Annotated in this window: 18 protein-coding genes and 1 riboswitch; of the genes, 10 read left to right on the plus strand and 8 right to left on the minus strand. The window is 68.9% G+C overall.

The genetic code is table 11. The features are described 5' to 3' along the window. Positions 1–115 precede the first annotated feature (115 nt). The 3 genes from ACLVWQ_RS31560 to ACLVWQ_RS31570 are packed head-to-tail and all read right to left on the minus strand — an operon-like array spanning position 116 to position 2,151. Positions 116–1,273, minus strand: a complete 1,158-nt coding sequence (locus ACLVWQ_RS31560; protein ID WP_414112648.1) for a cystathionine gamma-lyase — start codon at positions 1,271–1,273, stop codon at positions 116–118. Continuing rightward, positions 1,270–1,764, minus strand: a complete 495-nt coding sequence (locus ACLVWQ_RS31565) for a low molecular weight protein-tyrosine-phosphatase (protein ID WP_414112649.1) — start codon at positions 1,762–1,764, stop codon at positions 1,270–1,272. Before ACLVWQ_RS31565 ends, ACLVWQ_RS31560 begins: the two co-directional genes overlap by 4 nt. Positions 1,765–1,773: 9 nt before the next feature. Continuing rightward, on the minus strand, positions 1,774–2,151 hold the full coding sequence (locus ACLVWQ_RS31570; protein WP_414112650.1) for a phage holin family protein: 378 nt from the start codon (positions 2,149–2,151) through the stop codon (positions 1,774–1,776). Positions 2,152–2,210: 59 nt separating this feature from the next. Here ACLVWQ_RS31570 and ACLVWQ_RS31575 point away from each other — a divergent pair, with 59 nt between their 5' ends. From ACLVWQ_RS31575 to ACLVWQ_RS31590, 4 genes are all read left to right on the plus strand, one after another. Beyond that, positions 2,211–2,528, plus strand: a complete 318-nt coding sequence (locus ACLVWQ_RS31575; RefSeq protein WP_414112651.1) for a cupin domain-containing protein — start codon at positions 2,211–2,213, stop codon at positions 2,526–2,528. A 187-nt stretch (positions 2,529–2,715) separates the two neighbouring features. Then, positions 2,716–2,928 (plus strand): DUF5326 family protein, encoded by a 213-nt coding sequence (locus tag ACLVWQ_RS31580; protein ID WP_414112652.1) that lies wholly within the window; start codon positions 2,716–2,718, stop codon positions 2,926–2,928. Between the two features lie 304 nt (positions 2,929–3,232). Next, positions 3,233–4,036 (plus strand): IclR family transcriptional regulator, encoded by an 804-nt coding sequence (locus ACLVWQ_RS31585; protein WP_414112653.1) that lies wholly within the window; start codon positions 3,233–3,235, stop codon positions 4,034–4,036. Between the two features lie 99 nt (positions 4,037–4,135). Continuing rightward, positions 4,136–4,576, plus strand: coding sequence for an SsgA family sporulation/cell division regulator (locus ACLVWQ_RS31590; RefSeq protein ID WP_414112654.1), 441 nt, complete (start codon positions 4,136–4,138; stop codon positions 4,574–4,576). Between the two features lie 208 nt (positions 4,577–4,784). On the opposite strand, the gene ACLVWQ_RS31595 is transcribed toward ACLVWQ_RS31590, so the two are convergent. Then, positions 4,785–6,326, minus strand: coding sequence for a YibE/F family protein (locus ACLVWQ_RS31595; RefSeq protein ID WP_414112655.1), 1,542 nt, complete (start codon positions 6,324–6,326; stop codon positions 4,785–4,787). Positions 6,327–6,397: 71 nt separating this feature from the next. Then, positions 6,398–6,554, plus strand: a riboswitch (TPP riboswitch). On the opposite strand from ACLVWQ_RS31595, the gene thiC reads away from it, so the two are divergent. Together thiC and ACLVWQ_RS31605 are read left to right on the plus strand one after the other, a co-directional pair. Beyond that, positions 6,547–8,436, plus strand: a complete 1,890-nt coding sequence (gene thiC / locus ACLVWQ_RS31600) for a phosphomethylpyrimidine synthase ThiC (protein WP_414112656.1) — start codon at positions 6,547–6,549, stop codon at positions 8,434–8,436. (Overlaps the previous riboswitch by 8 nt.) A gap of 507 nt (positions 8,437–8,943) precedes the next feature. After that, positions 8,944–9,150, plus strand: coding sequence for a DUF397 domain-containing protein (locus ACLVWQ_RS31605; RefSeq protein ID WP_414112825.1), 207 nt, complete (start codon positions 8,944–8,946; stop codon positions 9,148–9,150). Positions 9,151–9,232: 82 nt separating this feature from the next. Here the strand turns inward: ACLVWQ_RS31605 and ACLVWQ_RS31610 are convergent, their stop codons facing one another. The 4 genes from ACLVWQ_RS31610 to ACLVWQ_RS31625 form a co-directional block, all read right to left on the minus strand. Beyond that, positions 9,233–10,309, minus strand: coding sequence for a helix-turn-helix domain-containing protein (locus tag ACLVWQ_RS31610; protein ID WP_414112657.1), 1,077 nt, complete (start codon positions 10,307–10,309; stop codon positions 9,233–9,235). 243 nt (positions 10,310–10,552) lie between these two features. Continuing rightward, entirely contained in the window at positions 10,553–11,425 is an 873-nt protein-coding gene (locus ACLVWQ_RS31615; protein WP_414112658.1) for a hypothetical protein, read from the minus strand. 183 nt (positions 11,426–11,608) lie between these two features. Beyond that, complete coding sequence (locus ACLVWQ_RS31620) at positions 11,609–12,814, minus strand: metallophosphoesterase (RefSeq protein ID WP_414112826.1); 1,206 nt, start codon at positions 12,812–12,814, stop codon at positions 11,609–11,611. 176 nt (positions 12,815–12,990) lie between these two features. Further along, positions 12,991–14,103, minus strand: coding sequence for a LacI family DNA-binding transcriptional regulator (locus tag ACLVWQ_RS31625; protein WP_414112659.1), 1,113 nt, complete (start codon positions 14,101–14,103; stop codon positions 12,991–12,993). A 431-nt stretch (positions 14,104–14,534) separates the two neighbouring features. On the opposite strand from ACLVWQ_RS31625, the gene hisC reads away from it, so the two are divergent. The 4 genes from hisC (at position 14,535) to cydD (ending at position 22,105) form a co-directional block, all read left to right on the plus strand. After that, complete coding sequence (hisC, locus tag ACLVWQ_RS31630) at positions 14,535–15,617, plus strand: histidinol-phosphate transaminase (protein ID WP_414112660.1); 1,083 nt, start codon at positions 14,535–14,537, stop codon at positions 15,615–15,617. 332 nt (positions 15,618–15,949) lie between these two features. Then, positions 15,950–17,455 (plus strand): cytochrome ubiquinol oxidase subunit I, encoded by a 1,506-nt coding sequence (locus tag ACLVWQ_RS31635; protein ID WP_414112661.1) that lies wholly within the window; start codon positions 15,950–15,952, stop codon positions 17,453–17,455. 20 nt (positions 17,456–17,475) lie between these two features. Beyond that, positions 17,476–18,480, plus strand: a complete 1,005-nt coding sequence (gene cydB / locus ACLVWQ_RS31640) for a cytochrome d ubiquinol oxidase subunit II (RefSeq protein WP_414112662.1) — start codon at positions 17,476–17,478, stop codon at positions 18,478–18,480. Between the two features lie 133 nt (positions 18,481–18,613). Beyond that, complete coding sequence (gene cydD, locus ACLVWQ_RS31645) at positions 18,614–22,105, plus strand: thiol reductant ABC exporter subunit CydD (protein ID WP_414112663.1); 3,492 nt, start codon at positions 18,614–18,616, stop codon at positions 22,103–22,105. Positions 22,106–22,108 lie beyond the last annotated feature (3 nt).

Consider the following 22,108-nt stretch of genomic DNA (forward strand, 5'->3'; position numbering starts at 1 on the left):
GCCTTGTTCGCGCGGTTCTCGGCGCAGAGAGCCAGGACGGTCCGAGCCACGAGGGGGGAGGCTCGGACCGTCCGTTGTGCGTAGCCCCGCTACCGACCGGTCGGTCAGTTGGCGCTCACTTCGCGGACTCGTCCAGTGCGCGCAGGACGTCCGCCACCAGGTCCTCCGGATCCTCGGCGCCGACCGAGAAACGGATGAAGCCCTCCGGGACCGCGTCGCCGCCCCAGCGACCGCGCCGTTCGGCCGTCGACCGCACCCCGCCGAAGCTCGTCGCGTCGTCCACCAGCCGCAGTGCGCCGAGAAAACGGTCGGCACGCGCGCGCGTGGGCAGCGTGAACGACACCACGCACCCGAAGCGCCGCATCTGCCGCGAGGCGATCTGGTGCGAAGGGTCGTCGGGCAGCCCGGGATAGCGGACCCCGAGATCCTCGGGCCGGTCCCGCAATGCCTCGGCGATCACCAGCGCGCTCGCGTCCTGCCGGTCCACGCGCATCTGCAGCGTGGCGAGCGAGCGGTGTGCGAGCCAGGCCTCCATGGGTCCGGGGATCGCCCCGACGATCTTGCGCCAGCGCCGTACGGAGGCCATCGCCGAGGTGTCGGAGCCCGCGACGTATCCCAGCAGGACGTCTCCGTGCCCGGTGAGCTGCTTGGTGCCGCTGGCCACGGAGAAGTCGGTCCCCAGTTCCAGCGGCCGCTGCCCGAGGGGGGTCGCCAGGGTGTTGTCGACCGCGACGAGGCAGCCGCGCGCGTGGGCCGCCTCGACGAGCCGCCGCACGTCGCACACGTCTAGCCCCGGGTTCGACGGAGTCTCGATCCACAGCAGCTTCGCTCCGTCGAGGACGTCGAGCTGGGCGCTGCCGCCGGTCGGCGCGGTGCGCACCTCGACTCCGTACGCCTCCAGCTGCCCGCGTACGAGCGGCAGGACCTGGTAGCCGTCGTCGGGCAGGACGAGGGTGTCGCCCGCGCTCAGCTGGGAGAAGAGCACGGCCGAGACGGCGGCCATGCCGGAGGCGAAGACCAGTGTCTCGACGTCGTCCCGCTCCGGGGACTCCAGCTCGCCGATGGCGCGCTCCAGGAGGGTCCAGGTGGGGTTCTCGTCGCGCCCATAGGTGTACGGACCCGTGGGGTCGCCCGGGAGATGGAAGTGGGCGGCGAAGACCGGGCCGGGGAGGGTCGGCTCGTGCTTGACCGGCTCGGGCAGTCCCGCCCGCACGGCACGTGTGCCGTCACCCGCTCCTGCTCCCAGTCTCGCTTTCCCGGAAGAATCCGTCATGTCGCCTGTCCCTCCACCTGTTCGCGCACGGAGGCGAGCAGTCCGGAACTCGCCGCCTCCACCATCTCAAGACACTCCTCGAAACCGTCCATCCCCCCGTAATAGGGATCCGGTACGTCGAGGTCGTCACCGGCGGCAGCGGGGTCGTACGAGCGCAGCAGCCGGACCTTCCCGGCGTCGGCCGGGGTGGGCGCGAGGCGGCGCAGGTCGCTGAGGTGGCCGGCGTCGAGGGCTATCACCAGGTCGAGCGCGGAGAACCAGCCGGGCCGGAACCGGCGGGCCGCGTGGCCGCTCTCGTAGCCGTTCGTCTCAAGGACGGAGACGGTGCGCGGGTCGGCGCCGTCACCCTCGTGCCAGCCGCCGGTACCCGCGCTGTCCACCTCGACCAGGCCGTCGAGACCGGCGTCTGCCACCCGCGCACGGAAGACGGACTCGGCCATCGGGGAGCGGCAGATGTTGCCGGTGCATACGAAGCACACGCGATAGGACATCCGGGCTGCTCAGTCCTCGTCCGGGAGGACGACGTTCAGGGCCCAGGAGACGATCGAGATGATCAGGCCGCCCAGGACCGCGGTCCAGAAGCCCTCGACGTGGAAGTTCAGGTCGAGCTTGTCCGCCAGCCATGAGGTGAGCATCAGCATCAGGGCGTTGACCACCAGCGTGATCAGACCGAGGGTGAGGATGAACAGGGGGAAGGTGAGGATCTTCACGATCGGCTTGACGAGGAAGTTCACCAGTCCGAATACCAGTGCGACGAGCAGCAGTGTGCCGACCTTCTTGCCCGTGCCCTCACCGGCCAGGGTGATCTTGTCGAGCAGCCACACCGCCACTGCCAGGGCACCCGCGTTGGCGATCGTCTTGACTACGAAATTCTTCATGTGTCTGATCGTGACAGAAGAGATCGGATACGAGCAGCGGGCAAGGGCGGACAAGGGCGATGAAGGCATTCCGGCTGGACGAACTGGAGGCGGAGCGCGCCGCCAACGACGGCGCGTACCTCCAGTTCCTGCGCGAGAAGAACATGTCGGTCGGTCTGTACGCGCTGGACGCGGGCACGCCGGACCCGCAGCAGCCCCACCTTCAGGACGAGGTGTACTTCGTCGTGAGCGGCCGCGCCGCGATCACGGTCGGCATGGAGACGACCCAGGTCGCGCGCGGAAGCATCGTGTACGTACCGGCGGGAGTGGCCCACAAGTTCCACCACGTCAGCGAGGACCTGCGGGTTCTGGTGATCTTCTCTCCGCCGGAGAGCTGACATCCGCCTCAGGGTTCCCTAGGGGAACGGTCAGGGGAGGACAAGGGGTGCGAGGCCCCCATCGGCACCCCTGCCGCGCCTAGCATTGAGGACAGGACATTCGGGACCACATCCGGGACCCGTCACGCGGTGCGGGAACAGCAGGGCCAGCACTCGGGAACGGGCAGAGAGACAAGGGGCAAGGGCGATGCGAGAGATCTTCGCGGGCATGCCGTGGTGGGTTAAGTGGGTCGCGGTGCCGGTCATCGCCCTGGTCGTGTTCGGCGGCCTGATAGCGAGCGTCGTCGGCTTCGTGATCGGCCTGCTCTTCAAGCTGCTGATCTTTGTGGCACTGGTCGGCGGACTGATCTACGTCGTACGGAAGTTCATGTCGGGCTCCTCGTCGAGGAGCGACTGGTAGACGGTCGCACAGGGGACGGGCGATCCGCCGGACCGAGCCGACAGGTGCCGGCCGCGGATGCGCCGACCCCGTGCCGGGGGCATCGGTTCGTGGCGACCGGTGACCCGTCGGGTGGCAACCCGGCGCCGTGAAGGGAGCGACAGTTCCCTCGGGCGGGGGAAGTTTTCGGCGCATGCCGTCGACGACCGGTGGCAGACGGTTAAAGTCCGAAACTCGACGCGGGGTTGATCCTCGCGAGCGGAGTTCCGAACCCACCCGTGTCATCCCCGCACGGGAGGCCCCCCTCGTGCTTCGGGAGTGACCCTTGGCCACGGTTGACGCCGCGCCCGCAGGACCGCAGGTTTCCACCTCCGAGCCGCATCCCACGACCTTCATCGGCTCGGTGCGGCGCGCGATGCGTCTTCTGGAGTCCGTGGCGCGTCACGAGCACGGGGCGCCCGCGAAGCAACTGGCCCGTGAGGCCGGGCTCGCCCTCCCCACGGCGTACCACCTGCTGCGCACGCTGGCGCACGAGGGCTATCTGCGCCGCGAGAAGGGGCTGTTCTTCCTCGGGGAGGCGGCCGAGCACCTGAGCAGCAGCGGGGCCCAGCAGAAACGTCGCAGCACGGTCGCCGAGGCGCTGGGAACCTGGCGCGATTCGATCGGTGCCCCCGTGTACTACGCGGTCTACCGCGACGGGGAGATCGAGCTCCAGTGCGTCGCCGACACCCCGGGCAATCCCGCGGTCGAGGAGTGGGCGGACTTCCGCGAGACGGGTCACGCGCACGCGATCGGCCAGTGTCTGCTGTCCCAGCTCGACGTGGAGGCGCGCAGGGACCACCTCGACCGCTACCCCGCGCGATCCATCACGCCGTACACGGTGCGTGACGATCACACCCTGATGCGCCGCCTCGAATCGACCGGACGCATGCAGCCCGTGATCGAGCGTCAGGAGTACGCGCTGGGCGCGGTCTGTGCCGCGGTCCCGATCACGATGGGCGGCACAGCCGCCACCATGGCCATCTCCATGCCGTCCCACCAGGCCGACCGGTTGATGCCGGCGGCACGGCGATTGCAGAGCGAGATCGGCGGGCTGCTGGGGACACTTTCGCTCTCTATCAGCATCTGAAAACTCACTCCTTGTGATTTGGTGTACACGTTAAGCAAGATGCCAGAAGTGTTTAGTTGAACGATTCCCGGCCATAGACGGCAAACGACGGGGTAGGCGATGCGCGAGTCGGTAGTACAGGCAGAGGTCATGATGAGCTTCGTCGTCTCGGAGGAGCTCTCCTTCCGCATTCCGGTGGAGTTGCGCTACGAGACCTGTGATCCCTATGCCGTGCGTCTGACCTTCCACCTGCCCGGTGACGCCCCGGTGACCTGGGCCTTCGGCCGGGAGCTGTTGATCGACGGAGTGGGCCGCCCGTGCGGGGAGGGCGATGTGCACATCACCCCCGCGGACACGGAGGGGTTCGGCGATGTGCTGATCCGGCTTCAGGTGGGCGTGGACCAGGCCCTGTTCCGCTGTGGCACGGCGCCCCTGCTGGCCTTCCTCGACCGCACGGACCGGCTGGTTCCGCTCGGCCAGGAGCGCTCCCTGGCCGACTTCGACACGCATCTGGACGAGGCCCTGGACCGCATCCTGGCGGAGGAACAGAGCGCCGGGTGAACCGAGCCCGAGGTGGCCGCGGTTCGGGCGGGAGCGGCAGCGGGCAGTGGTGAAGTAACGCTTCTTCCAGTGGCTCGGCTTCCCGCGGGTTCGGCCTCCGCGGGCCAAGCGGTCGCCGACGGCCAGGTGCCTCGCTGTCCGTCACCGCCCGGTCCGTCACCGCCCCGTCAGTCACCGTGCTGTGGGGCGGTCTTCTCGACGGCCGGTTTCAGTGCTTGCGGCGGCGGCCGCTCCCGCCGCGCAACGGCGCCTTCGAGCCGGTCTGAGACTGCGGTTGAGTCTGGTTCTGAGTCTGTGTCTGGGACGGGGGCTGAGGCTGTGGGTGCGCCGGTGACTGCCGAGCCGGGGCCGCGTCGCCCGGCCGGTCCGCCGAGACCACCAGGGCCGCGAGAGCCGTCGTGACCGGTACCGAGGCGACCAGCCCGATCGAGCCGACGAGCGTGCGTACGATCTCCTCGGCCACCAGTTCGCTGTTGGCCACCGCCCCCACACTGCTCTGTGCGATGGAGAAGAGCAGCAGCAGAGGCAGCGCGGCACCGGCGTAGGCGAGGACGAGGGTGTTGACCACGGACGCGATGTGGTCGCGGCCGATACGGATGCCCGCGCGGTACAGCCCTCGCCGGCCCAGTGTCGGGTTGGCCTCGTGGAGCTCCCAGACCGCGGACGTCTGCGTCACCGTGACATCATCGAGCACGCCGAGTGAGCCGATGATGACCCCCGCGAGCAGCAGACCGCTCATGTCGATGGACGGGTAGAGCCCGTGGATCAGACCGGTGTTGTCGTCGGTGTTGCCGGTCAGCGCGGCCCAGCCGATGAACAGCGAGCCGAGCAGCCCGATCAGTAGCAGGGACAGCAGCGTGCCCAGCACCGCGACCGAGGTTCTGGCCGAGAGGCCGTGGCACACATAGAGCGCGATCAGCATGATGGCGCTGGCCCCGACCACCGCCACGATCAGCGGGTTCGAGCCCTGCAGAATCGCCGGCAGGATGAAGAACGTCAGGATCAGGAAGCTGACGGCCAGTGCGATCAGCGCCATGACACCGCGGAGCCGGCCCACCACGACCACGGCCAGGGCGAAGATGCCGGCGAGCAGCGTCATCGGCAGCCTGCGGTTCACATCGGTGACCGAGTACTGGAGCTCCTTGGGGGCGTCGGGCGCGTACGCCACGATCACCTCCTGGTCCTGCTTCAACTGCCGTGAGGAGTCGGGCTGGACGATCTCCGTGAAGGTACGGCCCTTGTCCTTGCCGGAGTCGACCCGGATGGTCGCCTTCTTGCAGGTGCCCGAGTCCTGCTGCTGTGCGGACGAACCCTCCGCCGTCGAGGTGTCGCCGGTCGGCGTCTCACCCGAGGCGTTCACGGACTTGCAGTCGACCTTGTCGACCTTGGTCACGGTGGCCTGCTGGGTCTGCCGGTCGAAGCCGACACCCGTGCGCTCGTGACCCGGGGCGCCGCCGGGCCAGAGCACCACGAGTCCGACGACGACCGCCGCGGCGAAGGGGATCAGCACCGCGGCGATGATCTTGCGCAGGTGCATGGAGACAGGGGCCGCGGGACCGTGGCTGTGCGAGTGACCGTGTCCACCGCCGACCGGTCCGTCGCCTCCGCCCCCACCGGGCTGGTCGCCCCCGCCGCTCCCCCCGGGGCCATGGGATCCGTATCCCGGTCCGCCCCCGTGACCATGGCCGTCGTGGCCGTGTCCATGGGGTGGTTCGGACGGCGGAAGCGGGGGCTGCTGCGTCGTGGTCACCGACCGATCATCGCAAGAACGAGAGGGGCCCACTGTTCACCGCGCCCATTGTGACGCTAGCGTGGAGGCACCTTTGCACACGCGGGAGCTCGGAGCACCGGGCTGAGAGGGCGCTGACCTCCGTATCCGCGATGTTTCACGTGGAACATCGCCGGACGGAAAACGCTGCGTCGACCGCTGAACCTGTTACCGGGTAATGCCGGCGTAGGGAGTAGGTCTCATGACCAACAAGGACGTACGCACGCCTGCCTCCAGCGAGACGACCGGGGCGCTCACCCCGGTCGAGGGCACCGAGGGGGCTGCTTCGCCCGACAGCGGCGGGGCGACTGCCCCGCCCCGGAACGGCGCATCCGCGAACGGCGCATCCGCGAAGTCCATCGGCTGGCACAAGGGGTATGTCGCGGGCTCACGCCCCGACCTGCGGGTGCCGGTCCGTCAGGTGCATCTCACCAACGGCGGGTCGGTCACCCTGTACGACACCTCCGGCCCGTACACGGATCCGGACGTCGACACCGACGTGCGCAGGGGACTGGCGCCTCTGCGCGAGAACTGGATCATCGCCCGCGGCGACACCGAGGAGTACCCGGGGCGCCCTGTGCGCCTTGAGGACGACGGGATCAAGCACACCTCACCGCGCGGCGGGCTGCGCAATCTCGACGCGGTCTTCCCCGGGCGTCCGCGCCTGCCCCGCCGGAGTCGCGACGGGCAGGCGGTGACCCAACTCGCGTACGCGCGGCGGGGCGAGGTCACGCCGGAGATGGAGTACGTGGCCATCCGGGAGAACGTCTCTCCCGAGGTCGTCCGCGAGGAGATCGCGGCAGGCCGAGCAGTGCTGCCGGCCAACGTCAATCACCCGGAGATCGAACCGATGATCATCGGTAAGCGATTCCTGGTGAAGGTCAACGCCAACATCGGCAACTCCGCGGTCACTTCCTCCATCGAGGAGGAGGTCGAGAAGATGACCTGGGCGACGCACTGGGGCGCCGACACGGTCATGGATCTGTCGACCGGACGCAACATCCACACCACGCGGGAGTGGGTGCTGCGCAACTCCCCCGTGCCCATCGGCACGGTCCCGCTCTACCAGGCCCTGGAGAAGGTCGACGGGCGCGCCGAGGAACTCACCTGGGAGATCTACAAGGACACGGTCGTGGAGCAGGCCGAGCAGGGCGTGGACTACATGACCGTCCACGCGGGTGTGCGCCTCCCCTTCGTTCCCCTGACCGCGAACCGCAAGACCGGCATCGTCTCGCGCGGCGGTTCGATCATGGCGGCGTGGTGCCTGGCGCACCACAAGGAGTCGTTCCTGTACGAGCACTTCGAGGAGCTCTGCGAGATCCTCGGCGCGTACGACGTCACGTACTCGCTCGGGGACGGCCTGCGGCCCGGCTCGATCGCGGACGCCAACGACGCCGCGCAGTTCGCCGAGTTGCGCACGCTCGGGGAACTCAACAAGGTCGCGAAGCGTTTCAACGTACAGACCATGATCGAGGGCCCGGGGCATGTCCCGATGCACAAGATCAAGGAGAACATCGACCTCCAGCAGGAGATCTGCGATGAAGCTCCCTTCTATACGCTGGGTCCGCTGACGACGGACGTCGCACCGGCGTACGACCACATCACCTCCGGTATCGGTGCCGCGATGATCGCGTGGTGGGGCACAGCGATGCTCTGCTACGTCACGCCCAAGGAGCACTTGGGCCTGCCCAACCGTGACGACGTCAAGACGGGCGTCATCACCTACAAGATCGCGGCCCATGCGGCGGACCTCGCCAAGGGACATCCGGGCGCACAGGAGTGGGACGACGCGTTGTCGGACGCCCGCTTCGAGTTCCGCTGGGAGGACCAGTTCAATCTGGCCCTGGATCCGGACACGGCCCGGGAGTTCCACGACGAGACGCTTCCTGCCGAGCCGGCCAAGACGGCGCACTTCTGCTCCATGTGCGGACCGAAGTTCTGCTCGATGAAGATCAGTCACAGCATCAACGAGCAGTTCGGCGGTACGGCGGCCGCGGACGCGACGGCCGAGGAGGTCGCCGAGGGGATGCTCCAGAAGTCGAGGGAGTTCGCCGCCGCCGGTAACCGGGTCTACCTGCCACTGGCCGACTGAACTGAGCGAACTGGACCAACCGGGCGGCCCCGGCTCCGTCGGCCGGGGCCGCCCGGAGGGGCACGTCCCGCGGTCGGTCGTCGGCGGCCGGCGGTGGGTTTTCACCTTTGGCCGACCGTACGGCCGTCGCGCTGTGAAGCCGGAGCCCTGGGCTTTCTTCCAGGACTTCGGTGATCCGGTCGGCGTGGGCACACGGATGAGGCCGGTGTTGAGAAAGGGGCGATCTTTTCTTTCGAGTCGCCGGGATGAGGTCGGTGTCCCATGCCCGAGCGCTTCAGGATCCCTATCGAAGCATTCCTTCAGAGGGAATATCGGTTTCTTTTCGGCCAGTCATTTGTGCCGTGCGGCTGGCATTTTATTGCGTTTATGATGCATATACCTCTATTTATCAGTATGTGATGGGTGCTCGGGTGCGTCTTGGCAGTGCTGGTGGCGGCGCCCATACTGATTTAGATGCCGAAATTCCTCGGCGTCGCCGATTTGTCCGGGCGAAAGCGTGGGGGATGCATGGGACTCGATGGTGCTGAAGTGCGGTGGCGAAAGAGTTCGGCCAGTGTCGAGGGAAACTGTGTCGAGGTGGCCGCTGTCGGTGGGATTGCCGTACGCGATTCGCATGACCCCGATGGCGCGTTACTGGGATTCAGTGCATATGCTTGGCGCTCTTTCCTTTCGGGACTGAAGCGTCGTCACACCTCCTCACGAGGTGTCTCGTAAGGAGACCTGCGCGTAGAAGCGGTGACGAGATGCTGCTCTTGTGGCCGGCGGACTGCTCCGTAGCACGCTCCCCTTGGTGCCTTCAGTCCTGGCCGAACAGGAATTCTCTCGTCACCTCGGTCGCCACCCCCCTCTCCACTTCCCAGAAGTCGTCCAGATAGTCGGTGGGGCGACGTTGCGAGGTGCGCCCCAAGGCTTTTTCGCTGATGATGACCTCGCCGTCGGCGCTCTCCAGGTAGGCAACCATCTCGTCCTCGTCCCCTGGGAATTCAAAGAGGACGTAGGGCGAGCGGAACTGCCGGTAGATACCGGCACTGAAGGGGACGGTGAGCACGGTCACGTTCGGCATCTCGTTGACCGTCAGCAGTTTCTCGTACTGCCTCCTCATGGTTTCCGGTGAGCCCACGGTCCTGCGGATCACGGCCTCGTCCAGGACGCAGAAGATCTCGGGGCCGTCGGTCTGGACGAGGCGGTCCTGACGCTCGACTCTGAGCTGGACGAGTTGTTCCGTCGCTTCCGCGCCGGCATTGGTCCGCGTCATGAGCTGATGCGCATATTCCTCGGTCTGCAGAAGTCCGGGCACCACATTGGGTTCGAAATTCCGGATGATCGACGCCGAACTCTCGTAACCGAGGTAGGTCTCGAAATCCTGGCTCACCCAGGTGCGGTACGGCCCCCACCACGGAGGTTGACGTGCCGCGCGGGCGATGTCGATCAGTACCTTGACCTGGTCCTGGTCGGTGATCCCGTAGTGGTTCAGCAGCACGCGTACATCGGTCACGGACACGCCGACGGTGCCTGCCTCGATGCGGATCACCTTGGAGGGCGACCAGTCGAGCTGCTCGGCGACCTCGCGCTGCTTCAGCCCCGCGCCCTCTCTCGCCTTCCTCAGGCGGTCCCGCAGTCGTGCACGCTGGAATCCGGGCTCTTCCTGGGCCACTTGGCTCTCCGTCCCCACGCAGAAGGTGTCGTCGGTCAGTAGGCTAACGGCCTCGATGCTGTCCGACACCCTGCTCAGGGCTGCTCGGCGGAGTGCGTGTCCGCTGTGTGCCTGCGGGCCGACAGCCTGCCTCCGGTCGGCCAGAACACCGAGTGCCCGGTCGCCCATGGCTGCCATCCCGAATGCCTTCACACGAAGTGCCTCATGCTGGATTGCCACATGGCACAAGGATCCGCCGTGCCACCGTCGAGGACAAGCCCCTTGCGTATCTGTTGAAGAAGGCCAGTTCTGTTGTTCCAGCGACGCGAGGGGGGAATTTCATTCGGTGGGGCAAGGGAAAAACGCAAAAAAGATCGACGACGGACATCCGTCGTCGATCAGTTCTTGGCCGGGCGGGTCTCTTGGCCGGACCGGCTTCCGGACCGGCCTATTGACCCGGATCAGTCCGGACCGTGACTCCGGTCAGTCCGGAGCGTGGTCCGGCCCCCCGAAGTCCGGGCTGCTGAAGTCCGGGCTCGAATAGCTGGGGCGGGTGCCTGCCGTCTGGCCGTCGTCGGGGCTGCTGAAGGCCGGTCGGTGGTAGCCGAGCTGCGGCATCCGGCCGGCCGGTGCCGACGGTTTCGTACGGCTGAGGGCCGTGGTGCCCGGGGCCGCGAGGGCGTCCCGGAGGAACGGCATGAGGCCGCGCTCCAGGAGTGCGTCGTGCCAGGCTTCCCTGGCACGGTCGACCTCGTCGTTGTGTTCGCCCTGGACACCGGCCTGGAGCGAGCTGGCGCCGTTGCGCAGGGCGGCGAGCAGCAGGCCGACGGCGGCGACCAGGATCGAGACCGCCGTGATGGCGCCGAAGACCCATCCCGTGGCGAGAAGGGTCTTCGCGATGCCCGGTTCGGGTTCGAGCATCTTCAGGATGTAGCCGACGAGCAGGAAGATGGCCGCGGCTGTGCCGGCGAGGACGGGGGCCAGTACGGCGACGACCGCGGCGACACCCGCCCCGGCGGTCTCCGTGACCTCCCCCAGAGTGGTGGCGAGCCCCACCGCGCTCGTACCCGGATCCGAGGTGTCGGTGGATCCTTCGCGGACGGGAGGGGCGGCCGGCGCCGGCTGGCGCAGTTCCTCGCGTGCCTTCACATAGTGCTGGTACTCGCTCGCCGCGGCCGCCGTGATGATCGCGGTGGCGTTGAGTGCCATGGTGCGCAGTTGTTCGGGGTTGAGCCGCTGACCGACAGCGGCGAGTTCCGGACGGTGTGGTGCGGAGCGCAGCGCCTCGTCGAGGATCCGCTCGTATTCCTGGCGGTCCTCGCTCAGCAGGTGCTGCGGAACGCTGTTCATGTGCATCCCCCGATGCTCCGTAGGGCTTGGGGCTCGGCATGCTGACGAGCCGTCGGGCAGAAACGGAGGGGAGCCTGCTACGGATAAGCCGATGGTAGAGCGGTGACGGCACAGGGTGACAGGGGGTTTCCAGAATTTGCCCCCGGCCCGCACGTGTCCCCCACCCGGGGACGTCTGCCCCGTAAACGCTCAGTTATCCAGGGGAAGTTGCTGGACCAGCAGTTTTCCGGCCATGGTCACACCGCCGTCCATCGCGATCGCGAGTTTGTCCGCGTACACATGAGGTTCTTCGACCACGGGAGGCGAGGAGTTCTCGCCGTCCTCCGAGCCGACCTCGCCCCGCAGATACGGAATGGGGCTGTGACCATGGACGATGCGCGAACCGCCGAACGTCTCCAGCAAGGAGCGCACCGCCTGCGCGCCGCCGTCGTCGCGGAAGGCGAAGCGCTTGGTGAACTTGCGGAAGAGGTCCCAGCACTCGTCCGCGTCGTTGCGGGTGAGGGTTTCGCGGATGGTGTCGTTGACCGCTTCGATGGAGTCGCCGTAGTCGAGATAGGCGGTCGTGTCGGAGTGCACGAGCAGATGCCCGTCCGCCAGCTCCATCGCGTCGAGGCGGGCCATCCACTGCAGATGGTGGTCCTGGAGGCGCTCCATGTCGGTCTTCTGGCCGCCGTTGAGCAGCCAGGCGGCCTGGAAGGTGGCGGTCCCGGCGCCGGAGTTGACGGGGATGTCCCCGAACCGCCTGGCGCCGAGCAGCAGCAGCTCGTGGTTGCCCATCAGGGCCTTGCAGTAGCCGCCCGCCGCGGCGGCCTCGGCGGACAGCCGCATCACGAGGTCGATGACGCCGATCCCGTCGGGCCCGCGGTCGGTGAAGTCGCCGAGGAACCACAGCCGTGAGGTGCCGGCCGCCCAGCGGCCCTCGGTGTCGATGAGCCCCTTCTCGCCCAGCGCGGCGACGAGCTCGTCGAGATACCCGTGCACGTCACCGACGACGTACAACGGCCCCGGCCCCTCTTCGGGTTCCGGGATCTGTCCGGCCTCGGCCTGCACCGGCACCTGAACCGTGTCACCGCGGTTGATGACGGGCAGATCGCGCACCGTCGGCGTGTAGCCCACCGGTTCCTCGGCCGGGGCGTCGCCCTCGCCGTGCGGCGGGGGCCCCGCGTGGGGCGCGGGCCGCTCGTACGGTTCCGGCGGCCCGGCGTACGGGTTCGCGGTCTGGTCGTACGGCTCGCCGGACCGGTCGTACGATCCGACCGGTTGCGGATTCGGTGCCGCCGACCGCGCGTACGGACCGACATCGTGGACGTACGCCGGCACGCGGAAGTCGCGCACCGTCGGCGTACGCATCTCGGGTCCCTGACCGGCCCCCTGAGTCATCGACCCCTCCACCACCATCGCGCCGCATCTGCACCGCGTCGGACTGCCTGGTCGCAGCGGCCCGCGGTGTCGTCCGCCCATCATAGGAATGCGGATCGCGCCATGTGATGACCCAGGGGTGGTGAATCGAAGCAGAACCCCAGTTCACCGTGGTTTTCTCCCGAATTGGGAGGTCCTTTCCGCGTTGCAGGTCACCCCTCCTCCGGGGACCTCGGCGGACTGACGGTCGTCCGCGGCGGTCGTCGCTCGGAGGAGGTACGCACGATCAGCTCCGTCGGTATCACCTGCTCGACCGGTTGGTCCGATTCGACCCCCTCGATGGCGTCGATGAGGAGCTGGACCACGGCCGTACCGATTCGTCGTGGTTTGAGCGAGAGTGTCGTGACGGGCGGTTCGGTGTTGGCGTAGACGGTGGACTCGCTGCAGCACACGAGAAGCAGGTCGTCCGGTACGCGCAGTCCGTAGCGCCGGGCCGCCGCGAGGAGGTCGGTGCCGTTCGGGTCGAACAGCCCGTAGACGGCGTCGGGCCGGTCGGGCCGGGCGAGCAGCCGGTCGGCGGCCACTGCCCCCGCGCACGGATCGTGCGCGGGATAGGCCTCGTACACCGGATCCTGGCCCACGCGCTCGCACCAGCGCAGGTACGCGGTCGTGGAGAGGTGTGTGTACGTGTCCGTGGTCGTCCCGGTCAGCAGGCCGATCCTGCGGGCCCCGGAGGCGGCCAGGTGGTCGAGGATGCCCAGGACCGCGGCCTCGTGGTCGTTGTCGACCCAGGCGGTCACCGGGAGCGAGCCGGCCGGGCGGCCGTCCGAGACCACCGGTAAGCCCTGGCGGACGAGTTCGCTGACGACCGGGTCCTGGTCGGAGGGGTCGATGACGACCGTCCCGTCCAGGGCCACGTTCGACCACACGTCGTGGCGCGAGGTGGCTGGGAGGATGACCAGGGCGTAACCCCTCGCGAGCGCGGCCGAGGTGGCGGCTCTGGCCATCTCCGCGAAGTAGGCGAACTCCGTGAAGGTGAAGGGTTCGTCCCCGTAGGTCGTCACCGTCAGGCCGATGAGGCCGGACTTGCCGGTACGGAGCGTTCGGGCCGCGGCGGAGGGGCGATAGCCCAGCCGGTCGGCGACCTCGCGGACATGGCGTCTCGTGGCGTCCGGTAGTCGCCCCTTGCCGTTGAGGGCGTCGGACACCGTCGTAATGGAGACTCCGGCGGCCGCGGCCACGTCTCTGATGCCCGCCCGGCCCGGCCGGCTTCCTCGGCGGGAGGTTTCCGACCGGCTCACCTGGTGCTTCCCTGCTGCTGTCATGGCGAGCCGATAGTAGGGCTCATGTGGTGGGGTAGTGCGGACGCATATGCACTCGTTGACAGGCACGTTTCTGCATGATCATTAGCAGCCAAATGCCTTGGAAAACAAGGGAGTTGATCGATTCAATGGCAGTACGTCACTTGTCGGCGCGCATGTGCCTGCCAAATGAGCCATGTTTCGAAGAGGTCTCATCTCACCTGCACGAGTGATGCGCGCCACGGCGTGAGCCACGGGCGCGGGCCACGATGCGTGGCGCGCCCCCCTTTCGTTCGTCTTCATGGCCTGATGTCCTGAAGTGTGCGCGGATGCCCGCCGTCGAACCGAGAGGGTCGGTCCCCGCCCGTACGCGGCGGCGGCGCGGCCTCTTAAGGTGAGGAGCATGGGAAACCGGCGACGGTGACGAGCCGGAGACGGTCACAAGGAGGACTGCGGTGAGCGAGACGAGCCCGAAGCTGCGAGCCGAGCTGGAGAGTATCCCCACCTACAAGCCGGGGAAGCCGGCGGCGGCCGCGGACGGTCCCGCGGTGTACAAGCTGTCCTCCAACGAGAACCCCTATCCGCCGCTGCCGGGTGTGCTGGAGAGCGTGACCGCGGCGGCCGGGAACTTCAACCGCTACCCCGACATGGCGTGTTCGGGGCTGATGAGCGAGCTGGCGGACCGGTTCGGGGTGCCGCTCACGCACCTGGCCACCGGCACCGGCTCGGTGGGCGTCGCCCAGCAGCTGGTGCAGGCGACCTGCGGACCGGGCGACGAGGTGATCTACGCCTGGCGGTCCTTCGAGGCGTACCCGATCATCACCCGCGTCGGCGGGGCGACGGACGTCCAGGTGCCGCTCACGGCGGGGGACGTGCACGACCTCGACGCGATGGCGGACGCGATCACCGACCGGACGCGGCTGATCTTCGTCTGCAACCCGAACAACCCCACGGGCACGGTGGTGCGCCGGGCCGAGCTGGAACGGTTCCTCGACCGGGTGCCGGGCGATGTCCTGGTGGTCCTCGACGAGGCGTACGGGGAGTTCGTGCGCGACCCCGAGGTGCCGGACGGTGTCGAGCTCTACCGGGAGCGGCCGAACGTGTGCGTGCTGCGTACGTTCTCCAAGGCGTACGGACTCGCCGGTCTGCGGGTCGGTTTCGCGATCGCCCACGAGCCGGTGGCGGCGGCGCTGCGCAAGACGGCCGTGCCCTTCGGGGTGAGCCAGCTCGCGCAGGACGCGGCGGTCGCCTCGCTGCGGGCCGAGGACGAGCTGCTGGGGCGGGTGGGCGCGCTGGTGGCCGAGCGCACGCGGGTGGTCGGGACCCTGCGCGGGCAGGGCTGGACGGTCCCGGACACGCAGGCGAACTTCGTGTGGCTGCGGCTCGGGGAGCGCTCCGTCGACTTCGCCGCCGCGTGCGAGCGGGCCGGCGTCGTCGTGCGGCCGTTCGCGGGCGACGGGGTCCGGGTGACGGTGGGCGAGACCGAGGCGAACGAGATCTTCCTGAAGGCGGCCGAGGGGTTCCGCAAGGAGCTCTGAGCCGACACGGCCTGACCGGCCGGGCGCCGCATCGGGCGCCGGAACCGAGGGACCGAAACCCGGGCCCCGGCACCCCGTACGTCGCGGGGTGCCGGGGCCCGGTGGCGTTCGTCTCATCCGCTGCCGCCGCACGCCCCTGGCCTGGTGTTTTGTACGGGGAGGGCTGAACGGCCCACCTGGGCACCCCCCACTTGTCACCCCGCGCACGACCATGCGTCATAATTGCTTGTGAATGTGAACGCGTTCACAAGCGCGTCCCATTTGCTCCCCTGTGCCTGGGGCAAGCGGGGCAAACTGCCGCGGTCACCACGGCGACGTAAGGAGATGACGACGTGGAATTGGCATTGGCGCCGGAGACGATCGCGCGATGGCAGTTCGGCATCACCACCGTCTACCACTTCCTCTTCGTCCCGCTCACGATCTCGCTCGCCGCGCTCACCGCGGGCCTGCAGACCGCATGGGTGCGCACGGAGAAGGAGAAGTACCTCAAGGCCACCAAGTTCTGGGGCAAGCTCTTCCTGATCAACATCGCGATGGGTGTCGTCACGGGCATCGTGCAGGAGTTCCAGTTCGGCATGAACTGGTCCGACTACTCGCGCTTCGTGGGTGACGTCTTCGGCGCCCCGCTCGCCTTCGAGGCACTGATCGCCTTCTTCTTCGAGTCCACGTTCATCGGCCTGTGGATCTTCGGCTGGGACAAGCTGCCGAAGAAGATCCATCTGGCCTGCATCTGGATGGTCTCGATCGGCACGCTGCTGTCCGCGTACTTCATCCTCGCGGCCAACTCCTGGATGCAGCACCCCGTCGGCTACCGCATCAACGAGGCGAAGGGCCGTGCCGAACTCACCGACTTCTGGCTGGTACTGACCCAGAACACGGCGCTCAACCAGGTGTTCCACAGCTTCTCGGCGGCCTTCCTGACAGGTGGCGCCTTCATGGTGGGCATCGCCGCGCTCCATCTGATGCGCAAGAAGCACATCGAGGTGATGCGGACCTCGCTCCGGCTCGGCCTGGTCACCCTGGCGGTCGGCGGTCTGCTCACGGCGATCAGCGGGGACACCCTCGGCAAGGTCATGTACGAGCAGCAGCCGATGAAGATGGCCGCCGCCGAGGCCCTGTGGGACGGCGAACAGCCCGCGCCCTTCTCGGTCTTCGCGTACGGGGACGTCGACAAGGGGCACAACACGGTCGCCCTGGAGATCCCCGGCCTCCTGTCCTTCCTCGCCCACAGCGACTTCGACTCGTACGTGCCCGGCATCAACGACACCAACAAGGCCGAGCAGCAGAAGTTCGGCCCCGGCGACTACAAGCCCATCGTCCCCGTCGCCTACTGGGGCTTCCGCTGGATGATCGGCTTCGGCATGGCGTCCTTCTCGCTGGGCCTGCTGGGGCTGTGGCTCACCCGGAAGAGGTTCCTGCTGCCGGCCGCCCTGCGGACCGCGGAGGACGAGGTGCCGCATCTGGTGCTGCTGAGGAAGCCGCTCGGACCGCGACTGGGCCGTCTGTACTGGCTGCTGGCCGTCTGGACGATGGCGTTCCCGCTGATCGCCAACGCGTGGGGCTGGATCTTCACCGAGATGGGCCGCCAGCCGTGGGTCGTCTACGGCGTGATGCAGACCCGGGACGCGGTCTCCCCCGGTGTGTCGCAGACCGAGATGATCATCTCGCTGGCCGTCCTGACGACGATCTACGCGATCCTCGCCGTCGTCGAGGTGAAACTGCTCGCCAAGTACATCAAGGCCGGACCGCCCGAGCTCACCGAGGCCGACCTCAACCCGCCCACGAAGATCGGCGGCGACCCGCGGGACGCCGACAAGCCGATGGCCTTCTCGTACTAGGCCCAGGGAGCTGCTGAGTCATGGAACTTCACGACGTCTGGTTCGTCCTCATCGCCGTCCTGTGGACCGGCTACTTCTTCCTGGAGGGCTTCGACTTCGGGATCGGTGTCCTCACCAAACTGCTCGCCCGCGACCGGAGCGAGAAGCGGGTGCTGATCAACACCATCGGGCCGGTCTGGGACGGCAACGAGGTGTGGCTCCTCTCGGCGGGCGGAGCGACCTTCGCCGCCTTCCCCGAGTGGTACGCCACGCTCTTCTCCGGCTTCTATCTGCCCCTGCTGCTCATCCTCGTCTGCCTGATCGTGCGCGGAGTCGCCTTCGAGTACCGGGCGAAGCGGCCCGAGGAGCGGTGGCAGCGCAACTGGGAACACGCGATCTTCTGGACCTCGCTGCTCCCGGCGTTCCTGTGGGGAGTGGCCTTCGGCAACATCGTGCGGGGCGTGAAGATCGACCAGAACTTCGAGTACGTGGGAGGCCTCTGGGACCTGCTCAACCCGTACGCCGTCCTGGGCGGCCTGGTGACGTTGTCGCTGTTCACCTTCCACGGGGCGGTGTTCGCGGCGCTCAAGACCCTCGGTGACATCAGGGAGCGGGCGCGGAAGCTGGCTCTGGGCCTCGGGCTGGTGACGGCCGTGCTCGCGCTGGTTTTCCTGCTCTGGACCCAGGCCGAGAACGGCGACGGCACGAGCCTGGTCGCGCTGGTCGTGGCGGTGGTCGCGCTGCTCGCGGCGATCGGGGCGAACCAGGCCGGGCGTGAGGGATGGGCGTTCGCACTGTCCGGCCTCACCATCGTCGCCGCGGTCGCGATGCTCTTCCTGACGCTCTTCCCGAACGTCATGCCGTCCTCGCTCAATGACGAGTGGAGCCTGACGGTCGCCAACGCCTCGTCGAGCCCGTACACGCTGAAGATCATGACCTGGTGCGCGGTGATCGCGACGCCGGTGGTGATGCTCTACCAGGGCTGGACGTACTGGGTGTTCCGCAAGCGGATCGGCACCCAGCACATCGCCGAGACCGTGCACTGAGTCCGATGAATCCGGGGCTTGACGTCACCGGGCCCGCTGAATCCGGGGTCATGTTTCACGTGAAACATGACCCAGTGAGCAGAAGGTGTGTTTCACGTGAAACATGCCTGCTTGACCCGAGGGTGTGTTTCACGTGAAACCGATCGACCCGCGACTTCTCCGATACGCCCGCGCCACCCGCTTCTTCCTGATGGCGGTCGTCGGCCTGGGCGTCGTGGGGGCGGGGCTGGTCGTCGCCCAGGCGATGCTCATCGCCGAGGTGGTCGTCGGCGCCTTCCAGCACGGACTGTCGACCGGTGAACTCCGCACGCCGCTCCTGCTGTTGGCCGCCGTCGCGGCCGGTCGCGCGCTCGTCTCCTGGCTCACCGAACTCGCGGCGCACCGGGCGAGCGCGGCGGTCAAGTCGGAGCTGCGGATGCGGCTGCTGGAGCGGGCCGGCGCGCTCGGGCCCCAGTGGCTGGGCGGGCAGCGGACGGGGTCACTGATCGCGCTCGCCACCCGCGGGGTGGACGCCCTGGACGACTACTTCTCGCGCTATCTGCCGCAGTTGGGGCTCGCGGTGGTCGTGCCCGTCGCCGTGCTCGCGCGGATCGTCACCGAGGACTGGGTGTCGGCGGCGATCATCGTCGGGACGCTGCCGCTCATCCCGGTCTTCATGATGCTCATCGGCTGGGCCACGCAGTCCCAGATGGACCGGCAGTGGCAGCTGCTGTCACGGCTCTCGGGCCACTTCCTGGACGTGGTCGCGGGGCTGCCCACGCTCAAGGTGTTCGGGCGGGCCAAGGCGCAGGCCGAGTCCATCCGGCGGATCACCGGGGAGTACCGGCAGGCCACGATGCGGACCCTGCGCATCGCCTTCATCTCGTCCTTCGCGCTGGAACTGCTCGCCACGATCTCGGTCGCGCTGGTCGCGGTGACCATCGGGATGCGGCTCCTCCACGGCGAGATGGCGCTGTACGACGGACTGGTCGTGCTGATCCTCGCCCCAGAGGCGTATCTGCCGCTGCGCCAGGTCGGCACGCGGTACCACGCGGCGGCCGAGGGTCTGTCCGCCGCCGAGGAGATCTTCACGGTCCTGGAGACGCCCGTACAGGCGCCCGGGGCCGGTGCCGCGCCCTCCTCCGAAGAGCTGCGGTTCGACGCCGTGACGGTCCGGTACCCGGGACGCTCGTCCGACGCGGTGTCGGACGTGACCTTCGTGGTCCGGCCCGGGGAGACGGTGGCGCTCGTCGGCCCCAGCGGAGTGGGCAAGACGACTCTTTTGAACGCGCTGCTGGGATTCGTCCGGCCCACGTCGGGGCGCGTCAGTGTCGGGGGAGTCGATCTCGAGGAAGCCGATCTGGGGGAATGGCGTTCGCGGGTCGCCTGGGTGCCGCAGCGGCCCCATCTGTTCGCCGGGTCCGTCGCCGAGAACGTACGGCTGGCGCGGCCGGAGGCGGACGACCGCGCGGTGCGGGAGGCGCTGGCCGACGCCGGGGCCCTGGAATTCGTGGACGCGCTGCCCGCGGGAGCGCGCACGGCCCTCGGGGAGGACGGCGCCGGGCTGTCCGCCGGACAGCGCCAACGGCTCGCGCTGGCACGGGCGTTCCTCGCGGACCGGCCGGTGCTGCTGCTGGACGAGCCGACGGCCGCACTGGACGGGGCGACCGAGGCCGAGGTCGTCGAGGCGGTCCGCCGCCTGGCCGTCGGACGGACCGTGCTCCTGGTCGTCCACCGGCCGGCCCTGCTGGACGTGGCCGACCGGGTGGTCCGGCTGGCACCGGCGGCTTCGGCGGACCGTGTCGCGTCGGGCGGTACCGGGACACGTCGCTCCGACGTGGTGGCGTCCGAGCCCGTGGCGGGCGGGGAGGAGCCCGTACCCGTCCCGCGGAGGCGGGCGGGCGCGCTCACGCGGGTACGCGCCATGGCCGGGCCACGCCGGGGGCGGCTCGGGCTGGCTCTGCTGCTCGGCAGTCTCGCGCTCGGGAGCGCCGTCGGCCTGATGGCCACCTCCGGCTGGCTGATCTCCAGGGCCTCGCAGCAGCCGCCCGTGCTGTATCTGATGGTCGCCGTCACGGCCACGCGGGCGTTCGGGATCGGCCGGGCCGTCTTCCGGTACGCCGAGCGGCTCGTCTCGCACGACGCGGTGCTGCGGATGCTCGCCGACACCAGGGTCGCCGTGTACCGGCGCCTCGAACGGCTGGCGCCCGCCGGACTGCGTACCGCCCGACGCGGTGATCTGCTCTCACGGCTCGTCACCGACGTCGACGCGCTGCAGGACTACTGGCTGCGCTGGCTGCTGCCCGTCGCCGCGGCGGCCGTGGTGTCCGCCGGTTCGGTCGGGTTCACGGCCTGGCTGCTGCCCGAGGCCGGTGCCGCTCTCGCCGTCGGGCTGCTGGCCGCCGGGGTGGGGGTGCCGCTGGTGACCGGCGCCGTCGCGCGCCGTGCGGAGCGCCGGCTGGCACCGGCACGCGGCCTGCTGGCCACCCGGGTGGCCGATCTCCTTTCCGGAACGGCCGAGTTGACGGTCGCGGGCGCGCTTCCCGCGCGCACCGCCGAGGCACGGCGAGCCGACGCGGAACTCACCCGCATCGCCTCGCGCGCCGCCACCGCCACCGCGCTCGGCGACGGGCTCACGGCGCTGTTCTCCGGACTCACGGTCACGGCCGCCGCGCTCGTCGGCGCCCAGGCGGTCGTGGACGGCCGCCTCAGCGGCGTGGCACTGGCTGTCGTCGTCCTCACCCCGCTGGCCGCGTTCGAGGCCGTCCTGGGGCTGCCTCTCGCGGCCCAGTACCGGCTGCGGGTGCGCAGGAGCGCGGAGCGCGTGTACGAGGTCCTGGACGCGCCCGAGCCCGTACGGGAGCCGGAGCGGCCCACGAAGGCGCCCGGGTCGCCGTTCCCGGTCGTGGTGAGGGGGCTGGCCGCTCGGCACGGGGGACAGGAGCGGGACGCGGTCGCGGGCGTGGACCTGGTGCTCGAACGCGGACACCGGACCGCCGTCGTCGGGCCGTCCGGATCCGGCAAGACGACGCTCGCACAGGTGCTGCTGCGCTTCCTGGACGTACGGGCGGGGACGTACACGCTGGGGGGCGTGGACGCGTACGGCATGGACGGTGACGACGTGCGGCGCATGGTCGGGCTCTGTGCGCAGGACGCGCACCTCTTCGACAGCTCGGTGCGGGAGAACCTGCTGCTCGCCCGGAAGGACGCGAGCGACTCCGCGTTGCGGGACGTGCTGGGCCGGGTGCGGCTGCTCGACTGGGCCGACGGGCTGCCCGACGGACTCGACACGCTGATCGGGGAGCACGGCGCGCGGCTGTCCGGGGGACAGCGGCAGCGGCTGGCGCTGGCCCGCGCGCTGCTCGCGGACTTTCCCGTGCTGGTGCTCGACGAGCCCGCCGAGCACCTCGATCTGGCCACCGCCGACGCCCTGACCGCCGATCTGCTGGCCGCGACCGAGGGGCGTACGACCTTGCTGATCACGCATCGCCTCGCGGGCCTCGAATCGGTGGACGAGGTGATCGTCCTGGCCGCGGGGCAGGTGGTGCAGCGGGGCGCCTTCGACGAGCTGACGCGTGCGGAGGGGCCCCTGCGGGAGATGTCCGAACGGGAGAGCCGGACGGAGCTGCTTTCCGCCGCACGGTGACGG

Origin of the sequence: Streptomyces sp. CWNU-52B, assembly GCF_047444975.1 — a bacterium.
Classification (GTDB): domain Bacteria; phylum Actinomycetota; class Actinomycetes; order Streptomycetales; family Streptomycetaceae; genus Streptomyces.

Bases quoted from the DNA above. Each gene is read 5' to 3' on its own strand.
- ACLVWQ_RS31565 (WP_414112649.1), bottom strand. From the start codon at position 1,764: ATGTCCTATCGCGTGTGCTTCGTATGCACCGGCAACATCTGCCGCTCC.
- thiC (WP_414112656.1), top strand. From the start codon at position 6,547: ATGACCAACAAGGACGTACGCACGCCTGCCTCCAGCGAGACGACCGGG.
- ACLVWQ_RS31590 (WP_414112654.1), top strand. From the start codon at position 4,136: ATGCGCGAGTCGGTAGTACAGGCAGAGGTCATGATGAGCTTCGTCGTC.
- ACLVWQ_RS31580 (WP_414112652.1), top strand. From the start codon at position 2,716: ATGCGAGAGATCTTCGCGGGCATGCCGTGGTGGGTTAAGTGGGTCGCG.
- ACLVWQ_RS31605 (WP_414112825.1), top strand. From the start codon at position 8,944: ATGGGACTCGATGGTGCTGAAGTGCGGTGGCGAAAGAGTTCGGCCAGT.
- ACLVWQ_RS31560 (WP_414112648.1), bottom strand. From the start codon at position 1,273: ATGACGGATTCTTCCGGGAAAGCGAGACTGGGAGCAGGAGCGGGTGAC.
- ACLVWQ_RS31575 (WP_414112651.1), top strand. From the start codon at position 2,211: ATGAAGGCATTCCGGCTGGACGAACTGGAGGCGGAGCGCGCCGCCAAC.
- ACLVWQ_RS31625 (WP_414112659.1), bottom strand. From the start codon at position 14,103: ATGACAGCAGCAGGGAAGCACCAGGTGAGCCGGTCGGAAACCTCCCGC.
- ACLVWQ_RS31615 (WP_414112658.1), bottom strand. From the start codon at position 11,425: ATGCACATGAACAGCGTTCCGCAGCACCTGCTGAGCGAGGACCGCCAG.
- ACLVWQ_RS31570 (WP_414112650.1), bottom strand. From the start codon at position 2,151: ATGAAGAATTTCGTAGTCAAGACGATCGCCAACGCGGGTGCCCTGGCA.
- cydB (WP_414112662.1), top strand. From the start codon at position 17,476: ATGGAACTTCACGACGTCTGGTTCGTCCTCATCGCCGTCCTGTGGACC.